This is a genomic window from Nonlabens sp. Asnod3-H03 (assembly GCF_045063665.1).
GTDB lineage: Bacteria > Bacteroidota > Bacteroidia > Flavobacteriales > Flavobacteriaceae > Nonlabens > Nonlabens ulvanivorans.
Window position 1 is genome coordinate 341,477 of the sequence record NZ_JBEFOD010000007.1, and the last position, 20,504, is coordinate 361,980.

The window sequence follows — 20,504 nt, forward strand, 5'->3', positions numbered from 1 at the left end:
ATATGATTAATAATTAGGGTTTTGGTCCCATCGATTACCTGATAGTATGATTTCATCTATAGGAATAGGAAATACTTCATTCTTGCCAGTTGTAAAGCCATTAATTTCAGTTGCTGCTCTACCAGTACGTACTAAATCAAAAAAATGATGACCTTCACCAACTAGCTCTACTCTACGCTCATGGTAAATAGCATCCGTCAATGCTGCACCAGTTGCTGTAACTAAAGGCATCATAGCACGCATTCTAACTTCATTTAGGTAATCTCTGGCAATATCATCACCTAGATTACCACGATTATATGCCTCGGCAGCCATAAGATACACATCTGCAAACCTAATAGCTCTATAATTGTTAGGGTTAGTAAGGTTTTGATCTCCTGTATTTAAATCACCTTGCCTTGCTATATATTTTCTGTTATAATATCCTGTATGTTCAAATCCAGTATTAAAAGTAGCACCGTTTGCAGCAGACCAAACATTAATATCTAGTAAAGCGACTGGTAGTCTAAGATCATTAGGCTCAAACTCATCATAAACATCTTGAGTAGGTAAGTTAAAGCTAAAACCTGAGTCAAATACAGGACCTGTGTAATTACGTATACCGTTAAAACCAACAGCAACATTACCTTCACTACACTGTAGACAACCAAATCCTGCTCCTTCTACATCTGTATATTGCACTTCAAAAACAGATTCAATGTTGTTCTCATTATCGTTTTCAAAAATCGTATCGTAGTCATCTACAAGATCATATGGCCCCATAGTGATTACATCGTCTAGGACGCTAGCGGCATCTCCAAATTTATTTTGATACAAATAAACCTTACCTAGTAATGCTTGAGCAGCACCTTTAGTCACTCTACCAGTTTCAGTTGTGGTATAATTTAGGTTATCTGCTGCAAAAATAAGATCCAATTCTATTTGAGTGTATACGTCTGCTTTGGGAGTTCTATTAATTTCAAATTGATCTCCAAATAATATTCTTTTATCTACAACTAACGGTACATCACCAAAGAACTTCACTAATTCAAAATAATAATATGCTCTAAGGAATCTGGTTTCAGCTAACACTTGCTGCTTTTCTGGAAAGTCAATTTTATCTTGAAATTCCATTATATAATTAGCTCGATTAACACCAGAGTACATCCATCCCCAAATATCTTTAAGTTGATCATTTACAGGTGTGTGCGTCATATCATCGATTTGCTGTATTCCAATAACGTCTGTCGCGCTTTCTCCACCAGCGACGGTATTATTAGAAGCTATCTCGCCCAGCATCACATTCATGTAGGTACTTTGTAATAAATCATAAGCACCTATTAAAGCACTTTGATAATCTTCTGGAGTATTGAAAAAGTCTTCAGAGTTTGCATCTCTACTAGCTACATCTACATAGTCATCTGTACAGCTGTTGACTACAACGGCAACACTCAAAATAAGAAATAGGTTTATTATTTTTTTCATAATGATGAGATTAAAATTTAAGATTAACACCTGCTAAAAAAGTACGTGGCACTGGATAGAAGCCATAATCGATTCCTCCACCTATAGGAGCTCCATCTGATGCAGATGGATCAAATCCTCGATATTTAGTAAGCGTGAATAGATTATTAACGGAGACATAAAATCTCATGTCTTTAATTTTAAGTGTATCAAGTGTAGCGTCTGTAATAGTATAGCCAACTTGCATATTTTGAGCTCTTAAAAAAGAACCATCTTCTACATAAAAATCAGAAAAAACTTGATTTGAAGTAGCTCCAGTTGTAACTCTAGGTGTAGAGTTACTAGTACCAGGACCCGTCCAACGATCTAGATAGTTTGTTGTAAGATTTGTCAAGTTTTGATTACGTTCATAATTACGTACTACATCATTACCTATAGAAGCATATAGATAAGTTTGCACATCCCAATTCTTATAATTTACAGATATATTTAAACCCATAGTAACGTCTGGTATAGGATTTCCTAAATCTGTTCTATCCTCTAAATTAATAACACCGTCTTCATTAATATCTACATACCTAATGTCTCCAGGTTGAGCAATTGCTCCTAACGCTAGTTGAGAAGGATGTGATGCTACTTCATTAGCGTCTTGAAAAATACCATCAGTACGATAACCATAGAAATATCCAATAGGCTTACCAACTTCCATTCTAGATGGCGCTGGTTGCCCTACTCCGAAAGAACCACCTTCTAAAAACCCTACAGAATTATTAACTTTAAGAACTTCGTTTTTCAATGTTGCAAAATTGTAACTTGCAGTGAATGAAAGATTATCATTAATTTTATCTTTATAACTAATCGCAAACTCTAATCCTTTATTTTCAATATCTCCACCATTAATAACAGGTGCGCTTGACCCAGGAGCTGTAACGCCTAAGGTACCAGAAACTACTGGAACCAATAGTAAATCCTCAGTTCGTCTTGTGTAGTAATCAATTGTCACATTTAATTTATAATCTAAAAACTCAGCTTCTAGACCAATATCTGCAGTATACTGCTCTTCCCATTTAATTTCAGGATTAGATATTGCTCCAATTGCAGTTCCAAAAATCAAGTTATCTCCTATAACATAAGCTCCTTCACCATTAAGTAAAGAGATAAATCTATAATCAGGTATTCTATCATTACCTATAATACCATAAGATCCTCTTAATTTCAAGAAATTTATAGCTTTAGACTCCTCAAGAAAACTTTCCTTACTAAGGACCCAACCAGCAGATGCTGATGGAAAAATTCCGAACTTATTTTCAGGACCAAATTTTGTAGATCCATCGCGTCTTATAACACCAGAGAACAAGTACTTCCCATCATAATCATATTGCAATCTAGCAAAATGTGATAGTAGTCTTGCATCATATTCATCACCTCCATTTTGGAAATTATCGACTATATCAGATGCATTCTGTCTATTTGCATTTGAAAAACTATTATCTGGAATATCAAAACCTGTTAAACCATTAAACTTTCCAGTAGTTCTAAACGCAGACATTCCTACAGTAGCATTTAAGTTATGCGCTTGCGCGAAAGTGTGCTTATAATTAATAAACGCATCATAAGTGTAATCCCTAAAGTAATTACTGTATTCTCCATAAACATTACGTGTTAAGTTAAATACTTTACCTGAACCATAGTTTGCCTCAGGTGCAAAATTATCACCATAAGCTTCGGCATAATTAAATTGGATTCGGGTTTCAACGGTGAAGTCATCCCAAAACTTATAATTCAGTCCAAAATTTCCACTAATTTTATCTACTTTATTAGAATTAAATGTGTTCTCCAGTTGATGTACAGGATTAATAACCTCATTCCCTAAGCCTTCTGCTAAGGTAAAATCTCCATTTGCATCCCTTACTGAAAAGGTAGGAGCATTATTGACCGCATTAAATAAAACACTACCTAGACCAGTTTCAGATATGGTACTTCGAGAGGTACCTGTGTAAAACAATCCAGTTTTCACCTTTAAATTGCTTAAAAGATCATAATCAAAATTGAATCTTAAAGTAGAACGGGTAAAATTACTTTTTCCGGCTCCTACAATACCATCCTGTGTAAGTAGAGCGGCACCAAAGGCATATGCTGCCTTTTCCGTCCCACCTCTTAATCCTATGTTATTATTAAATATTGGTGCATTACTAAAAACTTCTCCCTGCCAATCTGTATCATTCAAACCTACTATAGTAGAAAATGGTGGTGTTTCACCATTATTTGCGAATGCTTCATTGACTAAAAGCGAATATTGCTTTGAATTTAAAGTAGGTAATTTTCTAGTAGTTTGTTGAAAACCTACAAAAGCATCATACTCGTATTGTAATTTTTGATTCTTACGACCTCCTTTAGTGGTTATTAAAATAACACCATTTGCCGCACGCACACCATATATACCAGCTGTCGCATCTTTTAAAACGGTATAACTTTCAATATCACCTGGATTTATAACACTTAAATCTTCAACAACATTACCATCTACCAATATTAAAGGTCTATTATCTCCATTAGTAGAAATACCACGAATTCTGATATTTGAAGCAGCTCCAGGAGAACCAGATGTAGATGTTACATTAACACCTGCTACCTGACCTTGAAGAGCCTGTTCTATACGTGTGGGCTTCAAACTTTCAATTGTCTCTGCCTTAACCACAGTTACCGCTCCGGTAATTTCTCTTTTTGCTTGTGTACCATATCCAACAACAACTATTTGATCTAAAGAAGCTACATCCTCTTCTAAGGTCACTATTAAGTCAGAACTTACTGGAATTTCTTTAGTTAGATAACCTAGATAAGATATAATTAATATATCTGATGAGTTAGCAGTAATGTTGTATTTCCCATCGAGATCTGAGGTGGTTCCAACATTTGTTCCTTTTACTATAATTGAAGCACCTAATAAAGGTTCTTGATTTGAGCCATCTATTACCGTTCCAGAATATTGTGTTTGCTGTGCAAATCCAATTAACGAAAACGTTGTAATAAGAAGAAAGAAAAAGTGTTTGTTCATCCTTTTAAAATTTGATTGGTTAAAATTAATGTGAAGTTTATGTTAATTAAAATAATTAGCGCTACATCATCTCAACATGAACATAATTATAAACAATAACTTATAATTATCATATAAGTTTCACAAAATCAGTCAATAAGAATTCAATCTATTCAATTATCGAAATAATTGAAAACTAAAATATAAATCAATGTTGTGGTAATGTTGTAGTGAAATTACAGAAGTGTAGTAATCGAAAACGTTGTAGAAATCTTGACTAAATGCTTAACATTCATTTTCATATCAGAATTTCATTGATTCATTCTTATCCCAGATCCCCCAAAAAGCTCCTACCTCACCTTCGTCATCTTTTTTCCAGGACTCATCAAAAGATGAAAAATAAAATAATTCAATACTATTAGCTTTAGACCATCTTTGTGTATCAATAAAGTATTTCATTGCATTTACCTCAGAGGCATCTGCAATCTTCAAACTTTCTCCACGACTAGGCCATCCAGTTTCTGTGATAATAACTTTCTTACCATGTCTAGCTGCAGCAATTAAAGTCTGATCAAACATAGCTTTCATATGACTGTTTGCATACCCAATTGATGTACCTTCCCAATATGGATAGCAATTAGAAAGTATCACATCAGAATTTTCAATTAGCTCTGGATGAACGGAAAACTCATAATAGGCATCTACATAACCGACAATAGTATGAGGAGCAGCTGCTTTTACCCTTTGCATATAAGCTATAAGCTGTTCAAGAGTCAAGTCATTACGATAAAGCACCTCATTACCAACCGCAGCGATATCTACAAGTCCTTCTTTTGTTAACTTAATTAGAGCCTTAATTTCTTCCTCATTTTTATCTAAATCATCACTTAGCCATGCTCCAACCATCGTCTTCAAACCATGTTTATGTGCCATTTCAGGGACAAATTCGTTTCCTTCAATACATGAAAATGATCTCACCCATTTGGTATAAGGTTTAATAATTTCGATCCTTCTTTCTACTTGTTCTTTGGTTATTTTATCTCCTGGTTCTTGCCCATCCTCATACATACTGAAACATAAACCGTGTATTCCTTCATGAAGCGTATCACGCCATAACTTTCTCAACTCGGAGTCAGAATAATTAGAAAGTTCAATACCACTAACATGAATATTACTGACTCCATTTTCTTTAAAAAATTGATCTTTTCTAAATGACATTGTTTAATATTTAAAGTTTTCGTCCTTATCCCATATTCCCCATCTTGCTCCTACATCACCTTCCTGATGAACTTTCCATGATTCATCAAACGATGAGAAGTAAAACATTTCTACTCCTTTATCTTTAGACCAGTTAGTAACATTTACAAAATACTTCATTGCATTAATCATAGATGGAACTGCTTCTAGATTTTCTGATCCTTCATTAGGCCAACCTGTTTCTGTAATAATAATTGGTTTTTCTCCGGCCACTTGTTTCACCATTTCATACATCTCATTAAGATAAGCAGTAGATTTCCCTATTGCACAACCTTCCCAGAATGGATAACAATTGATCAATAAGACATCGCATATCTCTATAAGTTCTGGGTGATCCACAAATTGATAATAAGCATCAACATACCCTACAGGAGTATTAGGAAGAGCTTTTTTAACTCGTTTAAGATAATCAATTATGACTTCCATGGGTAATTCATCTCTCAGAAGTACCTCATTACCTACCACCGCAATGTCAACTTGACCTTTTTTAGCTAGGTCTATTAAACTCTCGATTTCTAAATTATTTTGAGCCTCGTTGCCACTAACCCATGCTCCTATCATTGATTTAAGACCTTTTGAACGAGCAGAAAGAGGAATTAACTCATTTCCATTTCTACTAGAAAATGAACGTATCCAAGAAGTGTATGGAGCTATAACTTCCATTCGCTCATCGATTTGAGTGCCACTTAACCGCTGGTTTACATTTTGTCCTTCTCTATAAGGACTAAAACATATACCATGAAGCTTTGAGCTTAGAGATTTTTGGAAAGCTGATTTCAATTCGTCTAGAGAAATATCATCTTTAACATCAGTTAAATAAGAGCTTTTACCTTTTAAAGACATTAAAGATTCTAACTTATTTAAACCATAAAAAGAAGTATTTACCCCATTATTAAGACTCTTACGTTTATCTAATTGTGATCTAATTTCACTAGCTCTTTTTTCAGTCACATCATAATTGCGCATTATAAACATGGCAGCCAAGGTTCCTAGCATAGGGAAAAAACAGAAAAATGCATGTAATCCATCAACTGCACCTTGCTGTTCTATGGTTGCCAGATCAGAATCAAAGCCTACTAACCAAATAATTCCGCCACTTAATGCTCCAGCTATTGCATACCCAACTTTTACCATCCACCAGTAAATTGCTCCAAAGGTTCCTTCTCTTCTTTTTCCCGTATTAAGTTCATCTATATCTATCACGTCGGCGGTCATAGACATCATAATGGTAAATAAACTACCTATACCAAATGAGAAAAACGGTAATGCTAATATATACAACCACGGTTTACCAGGAATAAACAAGAAGTAAAGCATTAGGTACCCTAAAATCGATATGCTCTGACAAATCATAAAAGCTTTCTTCTTACCTAATTTTTTAGAAAGCGCTGTTACAATAGGAATCACAATAAAAGTAGTACCTAAAGCACCTAAGCAGCCAAATAATGAAACCCAAACACCTGATGCTCCTGCGTCACCATTGAACAGTTTGTAAACGATAACAAAAAACGTAAGTGACGCAACCGTATTGAAAGCATTAAATATAAAAAACGTCGATAAACATAACTTTCTAAATTCTTTAATCTTGAAGGCTTCTTTAAAACTGTCTCTTATTTTTGTTAAGCTACCACCGATATTTGATAAATTTAACGGCTCATAATCTTCATTGAGTGTCGATTCACTTTTAATAAAAAGAGCAGGAATCATTGCACAAATAGCACAAGGAATAGCCACCCAAATTGCCAGTTCACGTGCTGCAACGTCGGCAGATGGGAACCATTCAGGATCGTACATTATTAACCAAAACAATGGAGCAATAACCCAAGCCCATTGCCCTATCCATTGGGCAACAGCCATGATGTTAGTACGTTCATGAAAATCATCACTCATTTCGTAACCCATTGCTACATATGGCACACTAAAAAAAGTAAGACCTAAGTAGAATATAATTGACCAGAAAAAGAAATACCAAAAGTTATATTCTAAAGAATTTTCTTTAAATAGTTGCCACATAAAAATATAAGCAACACCCATTATAATTGACCCAATTAAAACATAGACACGTCGTCTTCCCCATCTAGATTTTGTATTATCAGATATAAAACCCATTATAGGATCGGTAATAGCATCTAAAAGTCGTGGAAATAAATATATCATTCCCCACATCAATCCAGTAAATTTTAAGTCTTCAACCAGTACCACCATAAAAATCCCCAAAATTGCCGGAAACATTTGATTAGCAAACATCCCTACTCCAAAGGCTAATTTTTGACCAAATGGAACTTTATTTATAGTAGTAGACATATGAATTAGTTTTTAGTTGGTATAATGACAGTTTGTAAGCTTTGTGGACCTAAGTTGATATTAACCACGCTTTCGCGGAAGCGTAATTCATAGTTTTTATTTTTCATTCCCTCATTAAAAATCACAAAAGCAATCGTACCATCTGGATTTTTTGCAGCGGTAACCATAAGGTCTTTATCTGTATTTTGAACATCAATTACTACAGCTCCTGGACGTATGTACTTACTAAAATGTGCCATTGTGTAATAAAGAGGTGTAAAATAAACCTCATCATTTTCTGGATCTACAATTACAGGTGCTACACACCAGTTTTTGAACCAGTTAGGTCCACCTTGACGATCTAAAACCATATTCCAATCTACCCAACCGTCTACCCAATTATTCAAACAACCTATGATATCACGGGCATAACGATTTACTGGAGCATATTTAGGATGTAAATGTTTATCTTCTTCTCTTGCCCAATCCCAGCCCCAATCCGTAGATTCTTTAGACCAATACCACTGATCATTTCTCCATTCTGGAACTTGTGAATCCACGCAACCTTCAGTCTCAATCAGATATTTATTTGGCGCTTTGTTATGTGCATATTGCAAATCTTCTGGAAAATAATCATAGGTACTTTCATACCAATGAATGGCTGTACCATCATAATATTTTGATGAAGCCTCATCCTTATACATAACGTCTACCCATTCCTTTATTCCAGCTCTATTCTGGTCATATCCTAAAATAATTTTATCACCATAGCCATCTTTTTCAAGTTTAGGACCTAAATGATGCTGGACAAAGTCAGTCATTTCTTGTGGTGTGTAATGCATACTTTCCCAATTATTGCCATTCCCATGTGGTTCATTTTCTACTGTAAAGCCCCATATCGGAATACCTTCAGCCTCGTAAGCATCAATATATTTTGAAAAGAATAAAGCCCATGTATCATAATACTTAGGCAATAATTTACCACCAACCCAATGGTTGTTATCTTTCATCCACGGCGCTGCAGTCCATGGTGATGCAAATATTTTAAATCCATCATCAGAAGCTGCCATGGCATCCTTAATCATTGGAATTAAGTCATCGCGATCTTCTTGTATAGTGAAGTGCTCTAACTCCATATCATCGACAACAGGCGAATAAGAATATTGTGATAATGAGAAATCACAACTATTCATATGCGTGCGTGTTAGTGAGTAATTTGCACCTCTATTTGAAAAATAGGCGTCAATTATAGAGTCTTTATTTTTTTTACTTAATCGATTTAGTAAATAGGCAGAACTTTCTGTAAATGCACCACCAAAACCAGTAATCTTCTGGTAAGTAATATTTTCATTTATAGTTATAACAGTGGTACTGTCCTTTATTTCAAAAGGTGTAACACGAGTTAAATTATTACCTGTTGCAGATGTCTCATAGACCTCAACATTAAGTGTACCTTGTTCTTCTTTACAGCTCATAGTCGTACAGATTATAGCAGCTACTAATAAAGAGGATGCTATGTTTTTACATCTATTCATATCCTTTAAAATTTGATTTTACTGGTGGTAATTGGACAGCTTTCATAAGTTGTGATTTATTACCATCATAAGTTTTAGAAATGGAGTAACCATTTCTAGTCAGACCTTCAAATACATTTTCATCCACTAGATCCCAAAGACCATATTTAACTTTTCCATTAATAGTAAATAGTCCAAAATGATTCTCTGAGCCTTGAGGATTTGCAGCATCCTTCCATTGCTCATCAAAAGCCTCAAAGTAAAAGCAGGCGATTTTATTCTTTCTGGTCCATTCTCGGATTGATTGATAGTACAGTCCAGACTTGTACTCATCAGTGGCTTTTGATCCATTGTTACCATATAATCCACTAGAATATGTTGCCCATCCGGTTTCACCTATGTGAATTGGCTTATCAACACCTATAGACTTCATATATTCATATACACGATCATATTGATCAATCGCATAAGCTAATGACCTCTCTATCGACTTCTCTACTTTTTGTCCTTTAGAAAGTGTATTTTCTTCAGGAGAGTTGCCCCAAAAAACTGGATTATAATGAGTGTCATGCATAGGGTAAGTATGCATCGAGATATAATCTACGGCTTTAATTAATTGATTTAATTCTGCCGTATGATATACGTCCTCTCCACCACCCCATGAAGCAAAGTTGTCAGAGCTAGTAATCCATAAATCCTTAGAAAGTTCTCCTTTTTTCTTAAGGTTTTGAAGATGATTTACCCATTTAAGAATCACGGCAGGTTGCACATAATAACTTGTCGCCCATTTTACCATTGCCTCATTTCCTACTGCTATAATTTTAATTATATCTGGATACTGTTGCGCTAATTGTACTGCACGATCAATCTCTGCAGCATTATTTTCACTTTCTATATTGTGATCTGGCTCTGTTGCCGTCCAAGCATTTTTACAATCTATCCATGCACCCAGCATGACATACATTTCAAAATCTGGTTGCTCTCTTTTTAACTCGTCAATCGCTTTAACCACGTTTGTAGCCATAGGTAATTGCATGTTATAAGTACGCAGGATTTTTACATTCATAGCTGCAAGAATCTTCATATCATTCTTGATTTGCATCATGGATGGCTGTACATCTCTAGAAGTACTGCGGTAACCACCGTATGAGATCGCTAGATAATCTGGATTAGATAAGATAGCACTTGCTGTCATTGTATTTGCTTCTGTTACTAGAGGTTTATTTTCATTAACATCTTTGCATGCTGTCATAAAAACCAACAACATGATAAATAAAGATGTGATATGAAACTTCATAACTAGTTTTAATTATTAAGATGATTAGTTATCGCTTTCGCGAAAGTGATAACTAATCATCCATCTTATTTTTTACTTATTCAGATTTACTTTTATAACCTTAATTTTATGTGCGCGTTGAAATAACATTTCACTTGTTTTTCTATCTAGGCTCAGTCCATCAAAAGTTATTTGATCACCATCAGTGAACATAACTAGGATATTTTCAGCAATGCTTTGGGTATAGATAACTGGCACCTGACAATATGTAAATGCCAGTGATCCTGTATTGACTTTTATAGATTGCTTCTTTTGATTTACATCTACATATTTAAAGTCTTGATTAGTTTTTAAAAACTCTAGTTTGCGCAACATGCTAGGTTTAAAAGAAAGCATACCATTAGTAACCACCAGACCTAGCTCGCCAAAACGGCTCAAGATATCTTCCTTAACCTGCCCAGTCATTCCTGGTTGTTGAGCCCCTTTTGTACCTGGCGTATGTGAATATGGATCTGTAGGTACCGCACCATACAATTCTGGTGATTTATGAGCTCCGATTCCTGCTTGAATCTCAAAATAGTGATCAAACATTTTCCCGATGATCTTATCGTTAGCACCTTCATTAACTGCTTTTAAACAGCACTCTTGTACTGCAAGCAATAGTTTAGAAACCATATGCCAGTATATAGAACCTAATCCTTCATAGCCGAAGAATGTACCCGACCTACCGGTAAAGGCTTTATGATTAAAAACCGCTTCAAAAGTTTTCTCTAGTTGTCTTTGTTCGGTTTGAACTAAGTCTTTATAATCGCCATTAGATAAATTCTTCAGTGCTTTTTTAAGACTGTTTACGTTATTAAAGTTAGCATTGAAGTGATAGTCTCCAGTATTATCTTGAACTACTATTTGTTGATTACCGTTTTTAAGAAGCTGCTGCAGTAATTGTGACTTTGCAACCAGTTCTTGAGGTATTATATTCTTCTCCTCAAATCCAGGTAAATCTTTATTAGGGTACAAGATATAGCTGTACTGGTCTTCTCTAAATAGTGCGCTGGATTTTAATCCATCCATTACCTCAAGTGCCTGTTTAGAGTTTAAGTAACCAGAACTTAATACCGCTACCTGACCTTCTAACATTTCAGATAAGTAAGAAACACTTACGTCTCCATTATCTTCTATGGTCATAAGATTATAGGCATGGTACATGCCATCTGCACGTTTATTTGCGTCTATACTGTGGTCTAAGTATTTTAAAGTAGTTTCTATGAATTCTAGTAAACTACTTTTTGAAACTTCTTTTTTATCACCTGAGAAGTTGTTATTGTAAATTCCAGTTCTATAGTTACTTGCTGGTTGGGAAACACCATCTAGAACAGCTCTACGTTGTGTATCATTCATAACGCCATCAAGTAATCCATGATGATTCTTTAAGGTCTTGCTTACACCTGCAAAAAATACTTCTAGCTCCTGAGAAACTGCAGTAGTTTCAAAATCAGCATTTTTAATGAAGTCATTAAAGTAGTTTAAGAAACGTCTTAGGTAATATAATGTTACCATGGAAACTCCGTTTCCTACCAGCGCATTATTTGCATCGTTCCATTCTGGACGTTGAGTGTTTAACCATATACCAGCTTCAGGGATAAGATTAGAAACTTTGGCAAGAACCGTTGCTAGTAATTTTTCAACTAGATTTACTCTATAAACATGACCTGATGTGTCTCTTAATAACGCACCATCTGCTCCTACTTCTTCTCTTCTTTCTTCTATGACTTCTTGTAAACGATAATCGAAGTCTATGGTGTCTTTAGGGTTCTTTAAGATATCTGCATACTCCTTAATTTTATAAGGAACGTTTGCATATACAAATAGATCTTCATTTAAGAAGCTATCCAACTTACCAGGATAGTAATCTTTAATAAACTCTAAGAACTTAAGTAAATAAATGATCTGGTGATCACCCCAATATCCAATATAAGACCATGGATCATCTTCTTCTATAACTTCCCAATCAAATCCTCCTTTAGTAACTCTATATGGGTTATAACCATCAAACGTGGTTGCATTTAAGAACTTATGAATCATTCCATCTATAAACTCTGGATAGGAATGTGCCAATGCTTCCCAGTTCTGGAAAATATCACGCCAGTTACCTTCATAGTCCAAGATTTTTGACCCATCTACTTCACTACGAGTATTGATTGAAAACTTATTCCATGGGCGACTAGGATCACCATGTCTCCTACTAAATTTAAGTGGCAGATATTCTATAACTAACCTTTTAAAATCTGCATGATTACTTGAATAAGCAATCTTTGTTATAAGATCGTGATTAAATGTATCTGGCAGCTCTTTAAGCAAGTCTATACAGTCATTATAAACCTTTCTATTTGCTGCTTTTAAATATTCTTCAAAATCATCTTTTTCAATAGCGTAGTTGTTATCAAAAATCCCACCTCGCATGATATTAAACATCGTGTTTGCAAAGTGTCGGTTATTAGTCAATGGATCTGCAGTTAATTGCAATCCGTCTGACGCTGCTATAAGATTGATAAGTTTTTGCGAACCTAATTCTATGTTTTCTTTAATCTTGTTGATGAGATTTGCATCTGTCTCAATCTGTTTTGAAATATCATTAATAGAGACAATATTCTTATTAACGTCTGCCATGTAATACCATTCCTTACTACTGTTTCCAGAAATTTCCATTTCTGAAATTGTGAAATAAGCGCCTTTCTCTGCCTTTATATCAGTCTCTCCAAGAACATTGAAACCTTTTCTAAAACTATCTAGTTGAAGACTGGATAATAAATAAGTAGGATTATCTACATTTAAAGACCACACAATATTTGCCTTAAGTGCCTCACTAGGTTCTGCTTTATCTACAATCACAGCACTAAGTGCAATAATACCAACTCCTGTTTCCTCTTTAAGTTCAGAACGTTTATAAGCATCAACTAAATTACTAGATGCTTTTTGTAAATCCTCTCCTACTGTTGCAGGAAGTAAGTTTTGCAAACCATCTAGAACAGTCATTTTCACTTTATCTGAACTACCATTAATGATCTCAGACTTTTTCACAAAACCATAGATATCACTGGAGTTCCATGAGTATCGATAGGTTATGTTCAAATCATGGTTGATTTCTTCAAAAACCAACTTATTACCATATACATTTTTATATAAATTACGCGAGGTTTTATAAATCCCAGTATATCTATTTGAGAAAGGTTCCCATAGTAAATCGCGATCTTCTTTATGAAGTCTAATAATCGTTTTACTTCCTGTTATATCATTAGACTCTGTAATTTTATCATCGGTATAGTATGGGAATAATGCAGCGTCACTGTTTTTACGACCTGCGGTAAGACCACCATTGCTAGAGATAAACATCCAGTGATTTGAATCGCTTACGATGCTCATAAAAAATGGTCGCATCGCATCATGATTACTTATTTTATAATATTTCTCATTTTGAAAATCGACTAGCTCACCTTTTACTTCATTATTTTGAGAAGTGGCTTTTAGATTTCCTAGATATATTTCTTTATTGGTCATTATTTTAAATTATAGTAAAACTGCTATTAGAATTTGAAATTGATTAAAATAAAAGATGCTATTGATGATTCCGCTTTCGCGAAAGCGTCATGCAAAATCTTAAATCAATATGTTATTATTTACTCGTAGATGCGTATATAATCCACATACATAGTTTGAGGAAAAACCGTTTGTTGAGTTGGAGCTCCTACAAAAGAACCACCTACTGCAAGATTCATAATAATGTAGAAGTCGTTATCATTAAAAACCCATTCTCCATTCACATCATCTGGCGTAATCTGATTGTACAGCACATCATCGACATAATAATTAATGTAATCTGGTCCCCATTCTATACCAAAAATGTGAAAGTCTGTATCAAATCGATCATTTACGAGATCATAGGATTTAGTAACAGCATTACCACCAGAATAGCCTGGTCCATGTACACTACCCAAAACAATTGTAGGATCCTGACCACGGTATTCCATGATATCAATTTCCCCTATTTGAGGCCATATTTGCGTCCCGTTTGCATCATCTCCTAACATCCAAAAGGCAGGCCAGATACCTTGTCCCCATGGTAGTTTAATCCTAGCTTCAAAACGACCAAATTTTCTTTGATACTTTCCTTTGGTTAGCATTCTAGCAGATGTAAATCCAGCACCTTGAAAATTCTCTTGAAGAGCTGTTATTTTTAGCATACCATTTTCAACGTTTACGTTTTCTGTACGATCGGTATAATATTGTAATTCGTTATTTCCCCATCCTGGTATACCTTGGTCTGCACCATTACCGATATCAAATCCCCATAAAGTTGGGTCTGGAGCTCCATCTACATCAAACTCATCTGAAAGGACTAAGTTTTTTAACGTAGTCACTGTTTGCTTTTCATCTATTGAACAGCTATTGCCTAATAGTACAAAACTTACAGCTATGGATAGAACAGATAGTTTATACATGGTGTGATTTTTTATTAATTTCATAATTCTTGTCTTTCTCCTATTAATTACGGAAGTATAAATTATCGATATAAACATCTGCACTTTCAAAAGGCTGAGCTACAATTATATACTGACCTATATTTGAAGTGTTTAATAATCCGGTAAAGTCTGTCAGTGGTATATCATGGCTCACCCATTGTCCTGTTGCTGGATTAGAAATGGTAATCTCATGTTCAGAATCATCTGGTGTACCTATCGTATTATCTGCTCCTAAGTCAACCAATTTAATAGCAAAAGATGAATAGTTTGCAGACCAAGTGTCTATTCTTAAATGTGTCATGGCACTGGCGTCTACAGTACTTGAAATAGTTTCAATACCAGCAAATCCTAATGAAGTATATTTCTTTATATTATCACCTGCAACTACTTCATCAGTGAGTACCGTAGGTGTTGATGACCATGGCGTTCTAAAAGTATCCACGGCTACATCTGTATAAGCATCACTGTAGAGTGAAATCACATTAGATGCGGCATCTGATGGAATTGCCGCCGCCGTGGTAGGTGATGTAGGTTCTCCATAGAAATAGATATTGTCTAAATAAAAGTTAGGTAGTACAGAAAAATTAACGGTCTCGTATATAATAAGTCCGATGTTATTTCTTTGAGTAAGAGTAATTGGAATTTCAAGTGTTGACCAAGTATCTGCAGTAAAATCAGAGCTATTAAAAAATACTTGTTGGCGTGTATCGTCTCCACCACCATCAACCTGATCAGGACCAAAATCAACTATAGATATTAAGAAATCGAGACCTGCTGGAACACTACCAGGTATGTACATATTTAAATGTAAGTTGGACTTTTCAGTAGCATCAACTGTTGGGTTTGCAAATTGATTCCCCACAAAATTGAAGTTTGTGTAGTTTAAAATATTATCACCATTAACTACAAAATCAGCCGATAAGGTAGTTTGAAATGGTTCCCAAAAGCCATTATAAAAATCTACAGGCACATTAGTATAAGTATCGCTAAAAATTGAAATCACATTAGCAGGACTTCTTGTAGGTGTAGGTGCTAGAATAAAATTACCTAAAGAATTAATTGTTATGGAACCAGACGCATCATTTTCACCTAGAGTAGCCGTAATCTCACTAGTACCGGATGTTATTACACTTATAATACCAGAAGCATCAACCGTTGCAACATTAGTATCTGACGAGTTGAACTCAAAATAAGCAGGTGCTGTCACTACTGACACATCACCAGCAGAAGCTATATTAAAGGTTTGCATTAAATCAGTTACTGGAGTTGTTACACCTGTAAATGAGCTTGCGGTAACGTCTTGTCCGTTTACGATGGAAGGCCTAGGTTGAGCTATAGTACCTAACTTTTCAAATTTCAGTTCATCAATCCATAAAGTATATCCAGCCCCACCAGTTCCTTGAGTTCCTGCAGCATATCTTAACATACCACGTTCTTGAGTTAATTTTGAAGGATCTGGAATAGGTACAATATATTTACTCCAATTAGTACCGATACTAATATCGGTTCTAGTTGCAACAAATCGGTTCTCTAAAAAATCCTCTCCAAAACCTAATTCGCCAATCGTTACACCTTGCGATGCTTTGGCCCAGAAAGTTAGAGCATCGTATTCCGTCAAATCTCTTCCCGCTCCATCAATTCTAAAAATTCCACCCGCATAAGCTCCTTCTGGATCATTATCGTTAGGCACATCAATTCTTATAGACGCTGCACTTTGATAACCTTCATTGTTATCAACAGAAAAGGCAGTAAATTTTGAATCCGAGTATGGGAAATAAAAATCACTACCCAATCCGATAGGTGTATCAGTAAAAATTTCTCCTGTCTTAGAAAAAGTAGCAGCAGCTACATCGTCTGATAAATCTCTTTCACAACTAATGGTTAATGAGATTACCGCTAGTAATAAAGAAACTTTTAAAAAATTAATTTTTGAATTTTTCATTTCTATTATCTTTTTATTTACCTATGTTAATATGAACATAAGTTCTTATTTCCCATTCAGATCCATTAGGGAATCCAATTGGACTTATTATTGGTTGGTCAGCAAAAGGTTCTGCTTGATTAGGACTATATCTAGGTGAAAATTCATTTAAAGATCTCCAAGTACCCATGATACCAATTCTGGTATCTGGTAAGATGAACCAATCTGGTTTACCGAGAGATGTAGAGATATCTAAAGACATTTGCAGTGGATAGGTAAGATTGAAATCTCTATGATAATCAAAAGGACCCCAATCATTAACTTTTACTGCTCCTGTAACTTTCACTTTTTTATAAATGAACCTTACATCACCACCACCTCGTTTAATTAATCTTTCATCACTACCATTTGCTTGCGCGGTACCGTAATACATATTTGCAATTAATCCTAATTCTGGTGTTAGCTTAGAGACAACTCTTGAATGTGCTTCCCATAAATCTTCTGCAGGTGCAGAGTTAGGAAAGATTAAAAAATCTCGTGTATCTGAGAACCCAATTGCTGCATCTTGCGCTGTTGGGTGCTTGCGATAGACAAAACCAATGTTCATTGCAAATTTTGCGTCTTCAGACCTATCGTTGTCCCATTCATACATCCATGTTGCTGGTGTTGGGTCATAACTTAATAAAATTTCACCTGCAGTAGTTTCTCTGTTGCTTCTTACTGAAAAAGGATCTTGAATTATATTTCTAAGTCTTCCAGGAGCTCCCACATCGTTAGGCATAGGACCTACTATTGGTTTTTGCCATAAAAAGTTAGGTGCTATTTGAAAGTCACCAACAGAGTAAGTGAAACCAGCTAAAACGTTAGTCTGATTTCCTCCTCCAGACTCTTTTAATCTCCATCCAGTAAACGTTTGTGTATAATCACCTCCATTACTAGCAACTAAGCCAAATGCTCCAGCTTGTGCATATGCATTAACTCTACCACTTTGGTAAGTCATTTTAATCTTACCACCAAAATTATCAGAAGCTTGAATCTTGTCAGTTAATACCGTATAATTTCCAGATGTCCCTTCAGCCACTTGAAACTCTCGTCCATTAAGCGGTGATCCACCCCAAATACCTCCTACTTCTAGACCAATATCTCCAAATTTACGAGCGGCATGAAAGGTAACTCTTCTCGTCTTAGGCTGCGGAATAGCGATAGAACTTACTGCTCCACCTAAATTATCAAGATCCTCGTGGTAGATTCCTGTTAGATTATATTTACCAACTTGACGACTATATTTTAAAAGAATTGCAGGATTTGCACCCCACCAAAGTTGAGGACCAAAAGCTGCTTTGAAACCTTTAAGTGCTCTTTTTCCATCCACTTCCATTCCAAGAGTCTCTCCATTGTAAATATCTAAATTAGGTCCATAATTTGCCTCTGGATAAAGTCCAAAAAAATCTCCTTCATAACCCCAATGATAATGTCCTGTTCTATAAAAACCTCTTGCGTCAAAATCTTTTGCATTCCATTCATAGCTTGCATTATAAATTTGTACTCTATTTTGATCAATAAGGTCAATTGCTCCATCCTGTGAATCAACGGTTATTTGTCTACCTCTATTTTCATAAAAGATTTCATTAATCGGATTCTCAGCAACATTACCTAATATATTGACATTAACCTCTGCTCTCATATTTGCAGCAGGATTTCCTTCAACTCCTATAAAATAGGACTGCATGTGATCAAAACCTTGTTCATCAGGAACAGCATCAGAATTCGGGTCGGCAACTTCTGGAGTTGTAATCAAAGAACCACCTGTGCTAAACGTTGTAAATTTTGCGCTTAGATTACTGATACGTATTTTTTCACTGTTTCCACCACCACTCATTGCCGCTTTATCACCGCGCGCTCGTAGTACGGCATCCATTAGATTAATATTCTTAAAATAGTTATCTACAAAATTCAAATCAATATTGGAGCCATATGGATTTAACTTATGCACCTCTTTAAGCGTATAGTAAGCTGCTCGAGGATATAATGTGTAAAGCCCACGAGGATTTGTAGGTCCCTTAGCGCAAATACCAAACCATTCCTCATTCATATTATTCTCTCCAGGTACTAAATCAAGATCATATCCTCCGTTTGACCACGATGCATTATTGTCGTGCACGTCTAGGTTTTTAGTCTGGCCAAACTTCCACCAGCCATCACTAAATTGAAATGTAAAACCACCTATTGAATTACCTGACATACCCATACCAGCGACATTCTTATAAATATCCTTCCAATTATTAAGCATGTAATAGGCCTGAGATTTTTGATCTTCTTGATTTTCTATCGCATTAAAAGCGTCAGCTCCAAACTCAGTAAACATTAAAGGCTTATTAAGTTTCTCTTTCACCGTCTGAAACGCATCTGTAAAAGTCTTACCACGGTACATGTTAGTACCTAATATATCAATGTCCTTGCACTCTTCAGCAATAATATCTATAAATAACAAATCACCATTACAAATTGCCATAGGATGATTACTGTCAATAGCTTTCATTTGAACTACAGCTTCATTGAATATTTTATACAACGACCTTGCACGTTGAGTAGATTTTCTATCCTCTAACGGAATATCTTCTGTTTCTGCACCATCCCAAAAAAGACCATAATTATTTTCATTACCTAATAGGAACATCAAAATACCTCTAGTATCCTTATAAGAGCGAACCATATCTGTAGCTTCTAAAAGCAATAGCTTTCTTGTTGCTTCATCACTATACTCTGTATTTGCAACCCAAGATCCATTTACATTTAAACCATATCTACCGAAAGAATGATTAAGCATAGTGTAAATTCCGTAATTGTCATATATATAAGTAATCCATTTAGATGGAACTCCTGTATATTGTCTAATAGTGTTAACTCCCATATTTTGAAGCAGTCCCATTTCTGCGTCCAAAGCTGCTTTAATAACATCATCCGATTGCTTCCATAAGCTGTAATTAAAATTGGTGCCAATAGGAAAATAATCCCAATTCATCCCATTGATAATAAAGGGTTCATTCTCTACTAAAAGTACATGACCATTTTCATTAGATTTTAATGAAATTTCAGGATTTTGTGCGAACGCCAAAAATCCAAAAAGCAACCATGCGATGCTTAAATAGATATTTTTCATATTAAATAATTTGGAGGCTTTCAGAAATCGATTTCGTAATTCAACAAAAACGTGAAAACTTAAAATTTATACATGCTAAAAGTATCTTTGTTATTTCAG

The 20,504-nt window shown here is 35.1% G+C and carries 10 protein-coding genes; all 10 read right to left on the reverse strand.

What is annotated here, in order from left to right; all coding sequences use genetic code 11:
- Window positions 1-6 precede the first annotated feature (6 nt).
- Window positions 7-1,464, reverse strand: coding sequence for a RagB/SusD family nutrient uptake outer membrane protein (locus ACJJVI_RS03035; RefSeq protein WP_317289914.1), 1,458 nt, complete (start codon window positions 1,462-1,464; stop codon window positions 7-9).
- A 10-nt stretch (window positions 1,465-1,474) separates the two neighbouring features.
- A complete protein-coding gene (locus tag ACJJVI_RS03040) occupies window positions 1,475-4,498 on the reverse strand; it encodes a SusC/RagA family TonB-linked outer membrane protein (RefSeq protein ID WP_405350222.1) in 3,024 nt (1,007 codons plus the stop codon).
- A 282-nt stretch (window positions 4,499-4,780) separates the two neighbouring features.
- Window positions 4,781-5,695, reverse strand: a complete 915-nt coding sequence (locus tag ACJJVI_RS03045; RefSeq protein ID WP_405350225.1) for a glycosyl hydrolase family 17 protein — start codon at window positions 5,693-5,695, stop codon at window positions 4,781-4,783.
- 3 nt (window positions 5,696-5,698) lie between these two features.
- Window positions 5,699-8,038: an MFS transporter gene (locus tag ACJJVI_RS03050; protein WP_405350228.1), complete on the reverse strand. Its 2,340-nt coding sequence runs from the start codon at window positions 8,036-8,038 to the stop codon at window positions 5,699-5,701.
- A 5-nt stretch (window positions 8,039-8,043) separates the two neighbouring features.
- The gene (locus ACJJVI_RS03055; protein WP_405350231.1) at window positions 8,044-9,552 is read right to left on the reverse strand and encodes a glycoside hydrolase family 30 protein; all 1,509 of its coding nucleotides are present in this window, start codon (window positions 9,550-9,552) and stop codon (window positions 8,044-8,046) included.
- Complete coding sequence (locus ACJJVI_RS03060; RefSeq protein ID WP_317289919.1) at window positions 9,545-10,828, reverse strand: glycosyl hydrolase family 17 protein; 1,284 nt, start codon at window positions 10,826-10,828, stop codon at window positions 9,545-9,547. The genes ACJJVI_RS03055 and ACJJVI_RS03060 overlap by 8 nt, the downstream gene beginning before the upstream one ends.
- A 72-nt stretch (window positions 10,829-10,900) precedes the next feature.
- Window positions 10,901-14,362, reverse strand: coding sequence for a hypothetical protein (locus ACJJVI_RS03065; protein WP_405350234.1), 3,462 nt, complete (start codon window positions 14,360-14,362; stop codon window positions 10,901-10,903).
- A 119-nt stretch (window positions 14,363-14,481) separates the two neighbouring features.
- Window positions 14,482-15,327, reverse strand: a complete 846-nt coding sequence (locus ACJJVI_RS03070; protein WP_405350237.1) for a family 16 glycosylhydrolase — start codon at window positions 15,325-15,327, stop codon at window positions 14,482-14,484.
- A 19-nt stretch (window positions 15,328-15,346) separates the two neighbouring features.
- Complete coding sequence (locus ACJJVI_RS03075) at window positions 15,347-17,266, reverse strand: glycosyl hydrolase family 16 (protein ID WP_405350240.1); 1,920 nt, start codon at window positions 17,264-17,266, stop codon at window positions 15,347-15,349.
- Window positions 17,267-17,279: 13 nt separating this feature from the next.
- Window positions 17,280-20,405 (reverse strand): glycoside hydrolase family 2 TIM barrel-domain containing protein, encoded by a 3,126-nt coding sequence (locus ACJJVI_RS03080; RefSeq protein ID WP_405350243.1) that lies wholly within the window; start codon window positions 20,403-20,405, stop codon window positions 17,280-17,282.
- Between the last annotated feature and the right edge of the window lie 99 nt (window positions 20,406-20,504).

What these genes read in the sequence shown, in the direction of transcription:
- ACJJVI_RS03055 (WP_405350231.1), bottom strand. Translation starts at nt 9,552, where the DNA reads ATGAATAGATGTAAAAACATAGCATCCTCTTTATTAGTAGCTGCTATA.
- ACJJVI_RS03050 (WP_405350228.1), bottom strand. Translation starts at nt 8,038, where the DNA reads ATGTCTACTACTATAAATAAAGTTCCATTTGGTCAAAAATTAGCCTTT.
- ACJJVI_RS03045 (WP_405350225.1), bottom strand. Translation starts at nt 5,695, where the DNA reads ATGTCATTTAGAAAAGATCAATTTTTTAAAGAAAATGGAGTCAGTAAT.
- ACJJVI_RS03080 (WP_405350243.1), bottom strand. Translation starts at nt 20,405, where the DNA reads ATGAAAAATATCTATTTAAGCATCGCATGGTTGCTTTTTGGATTTTTG.
- ACJJVI_RS03040 (WP_405350222.1), bottom strand. Translation starts at nt 4,498, where the DNA reads ATGAACAAACACTTTTTCTTTCTTCTTATTACAACGTTTTCGTTAATT.
- ACJJVI_RS03065 (WP_405350234.1), bottom strand. Translation starts at nt 14,362, where the DNA reads ATGACCAATAAAGAAATATATCTAGGAAATCTAAAAGCCACTTCTCAA.
- ACJJVI_RS03035 (WP_317289914.1), bottom strand. Translation starts at nt 1,464, where the DNA reads ATGAAAAAAATAATAAACCTATTTCTTATTTTGAGTGTTGCCGTTGTA.
- ACJJVI_RS03075 (WP_405350240.1), bottom strand. Translation starts at nt 17,266, where the DNA reads ATGAAAAATTCAAAAATTAATTTTTTAAAAGTTTCTTTATTACTAGCG.
- ACJJVI_RS03060 (WP_317289919.1), bottom strand. Translation starts at nt 10,828, where the DNA reads ATGAAGTTTCATATCACATCTTTATTTATCATGTTGTTGGTTTTTATG.
- ACJJVI_RS03070 (WP_405350237.1), bottom strand. Translation starts at nt 15,327, where the DNA reads ATGAAATTAATAAAAAATCACACCATGTATAAACTATCTGTTCTATCC.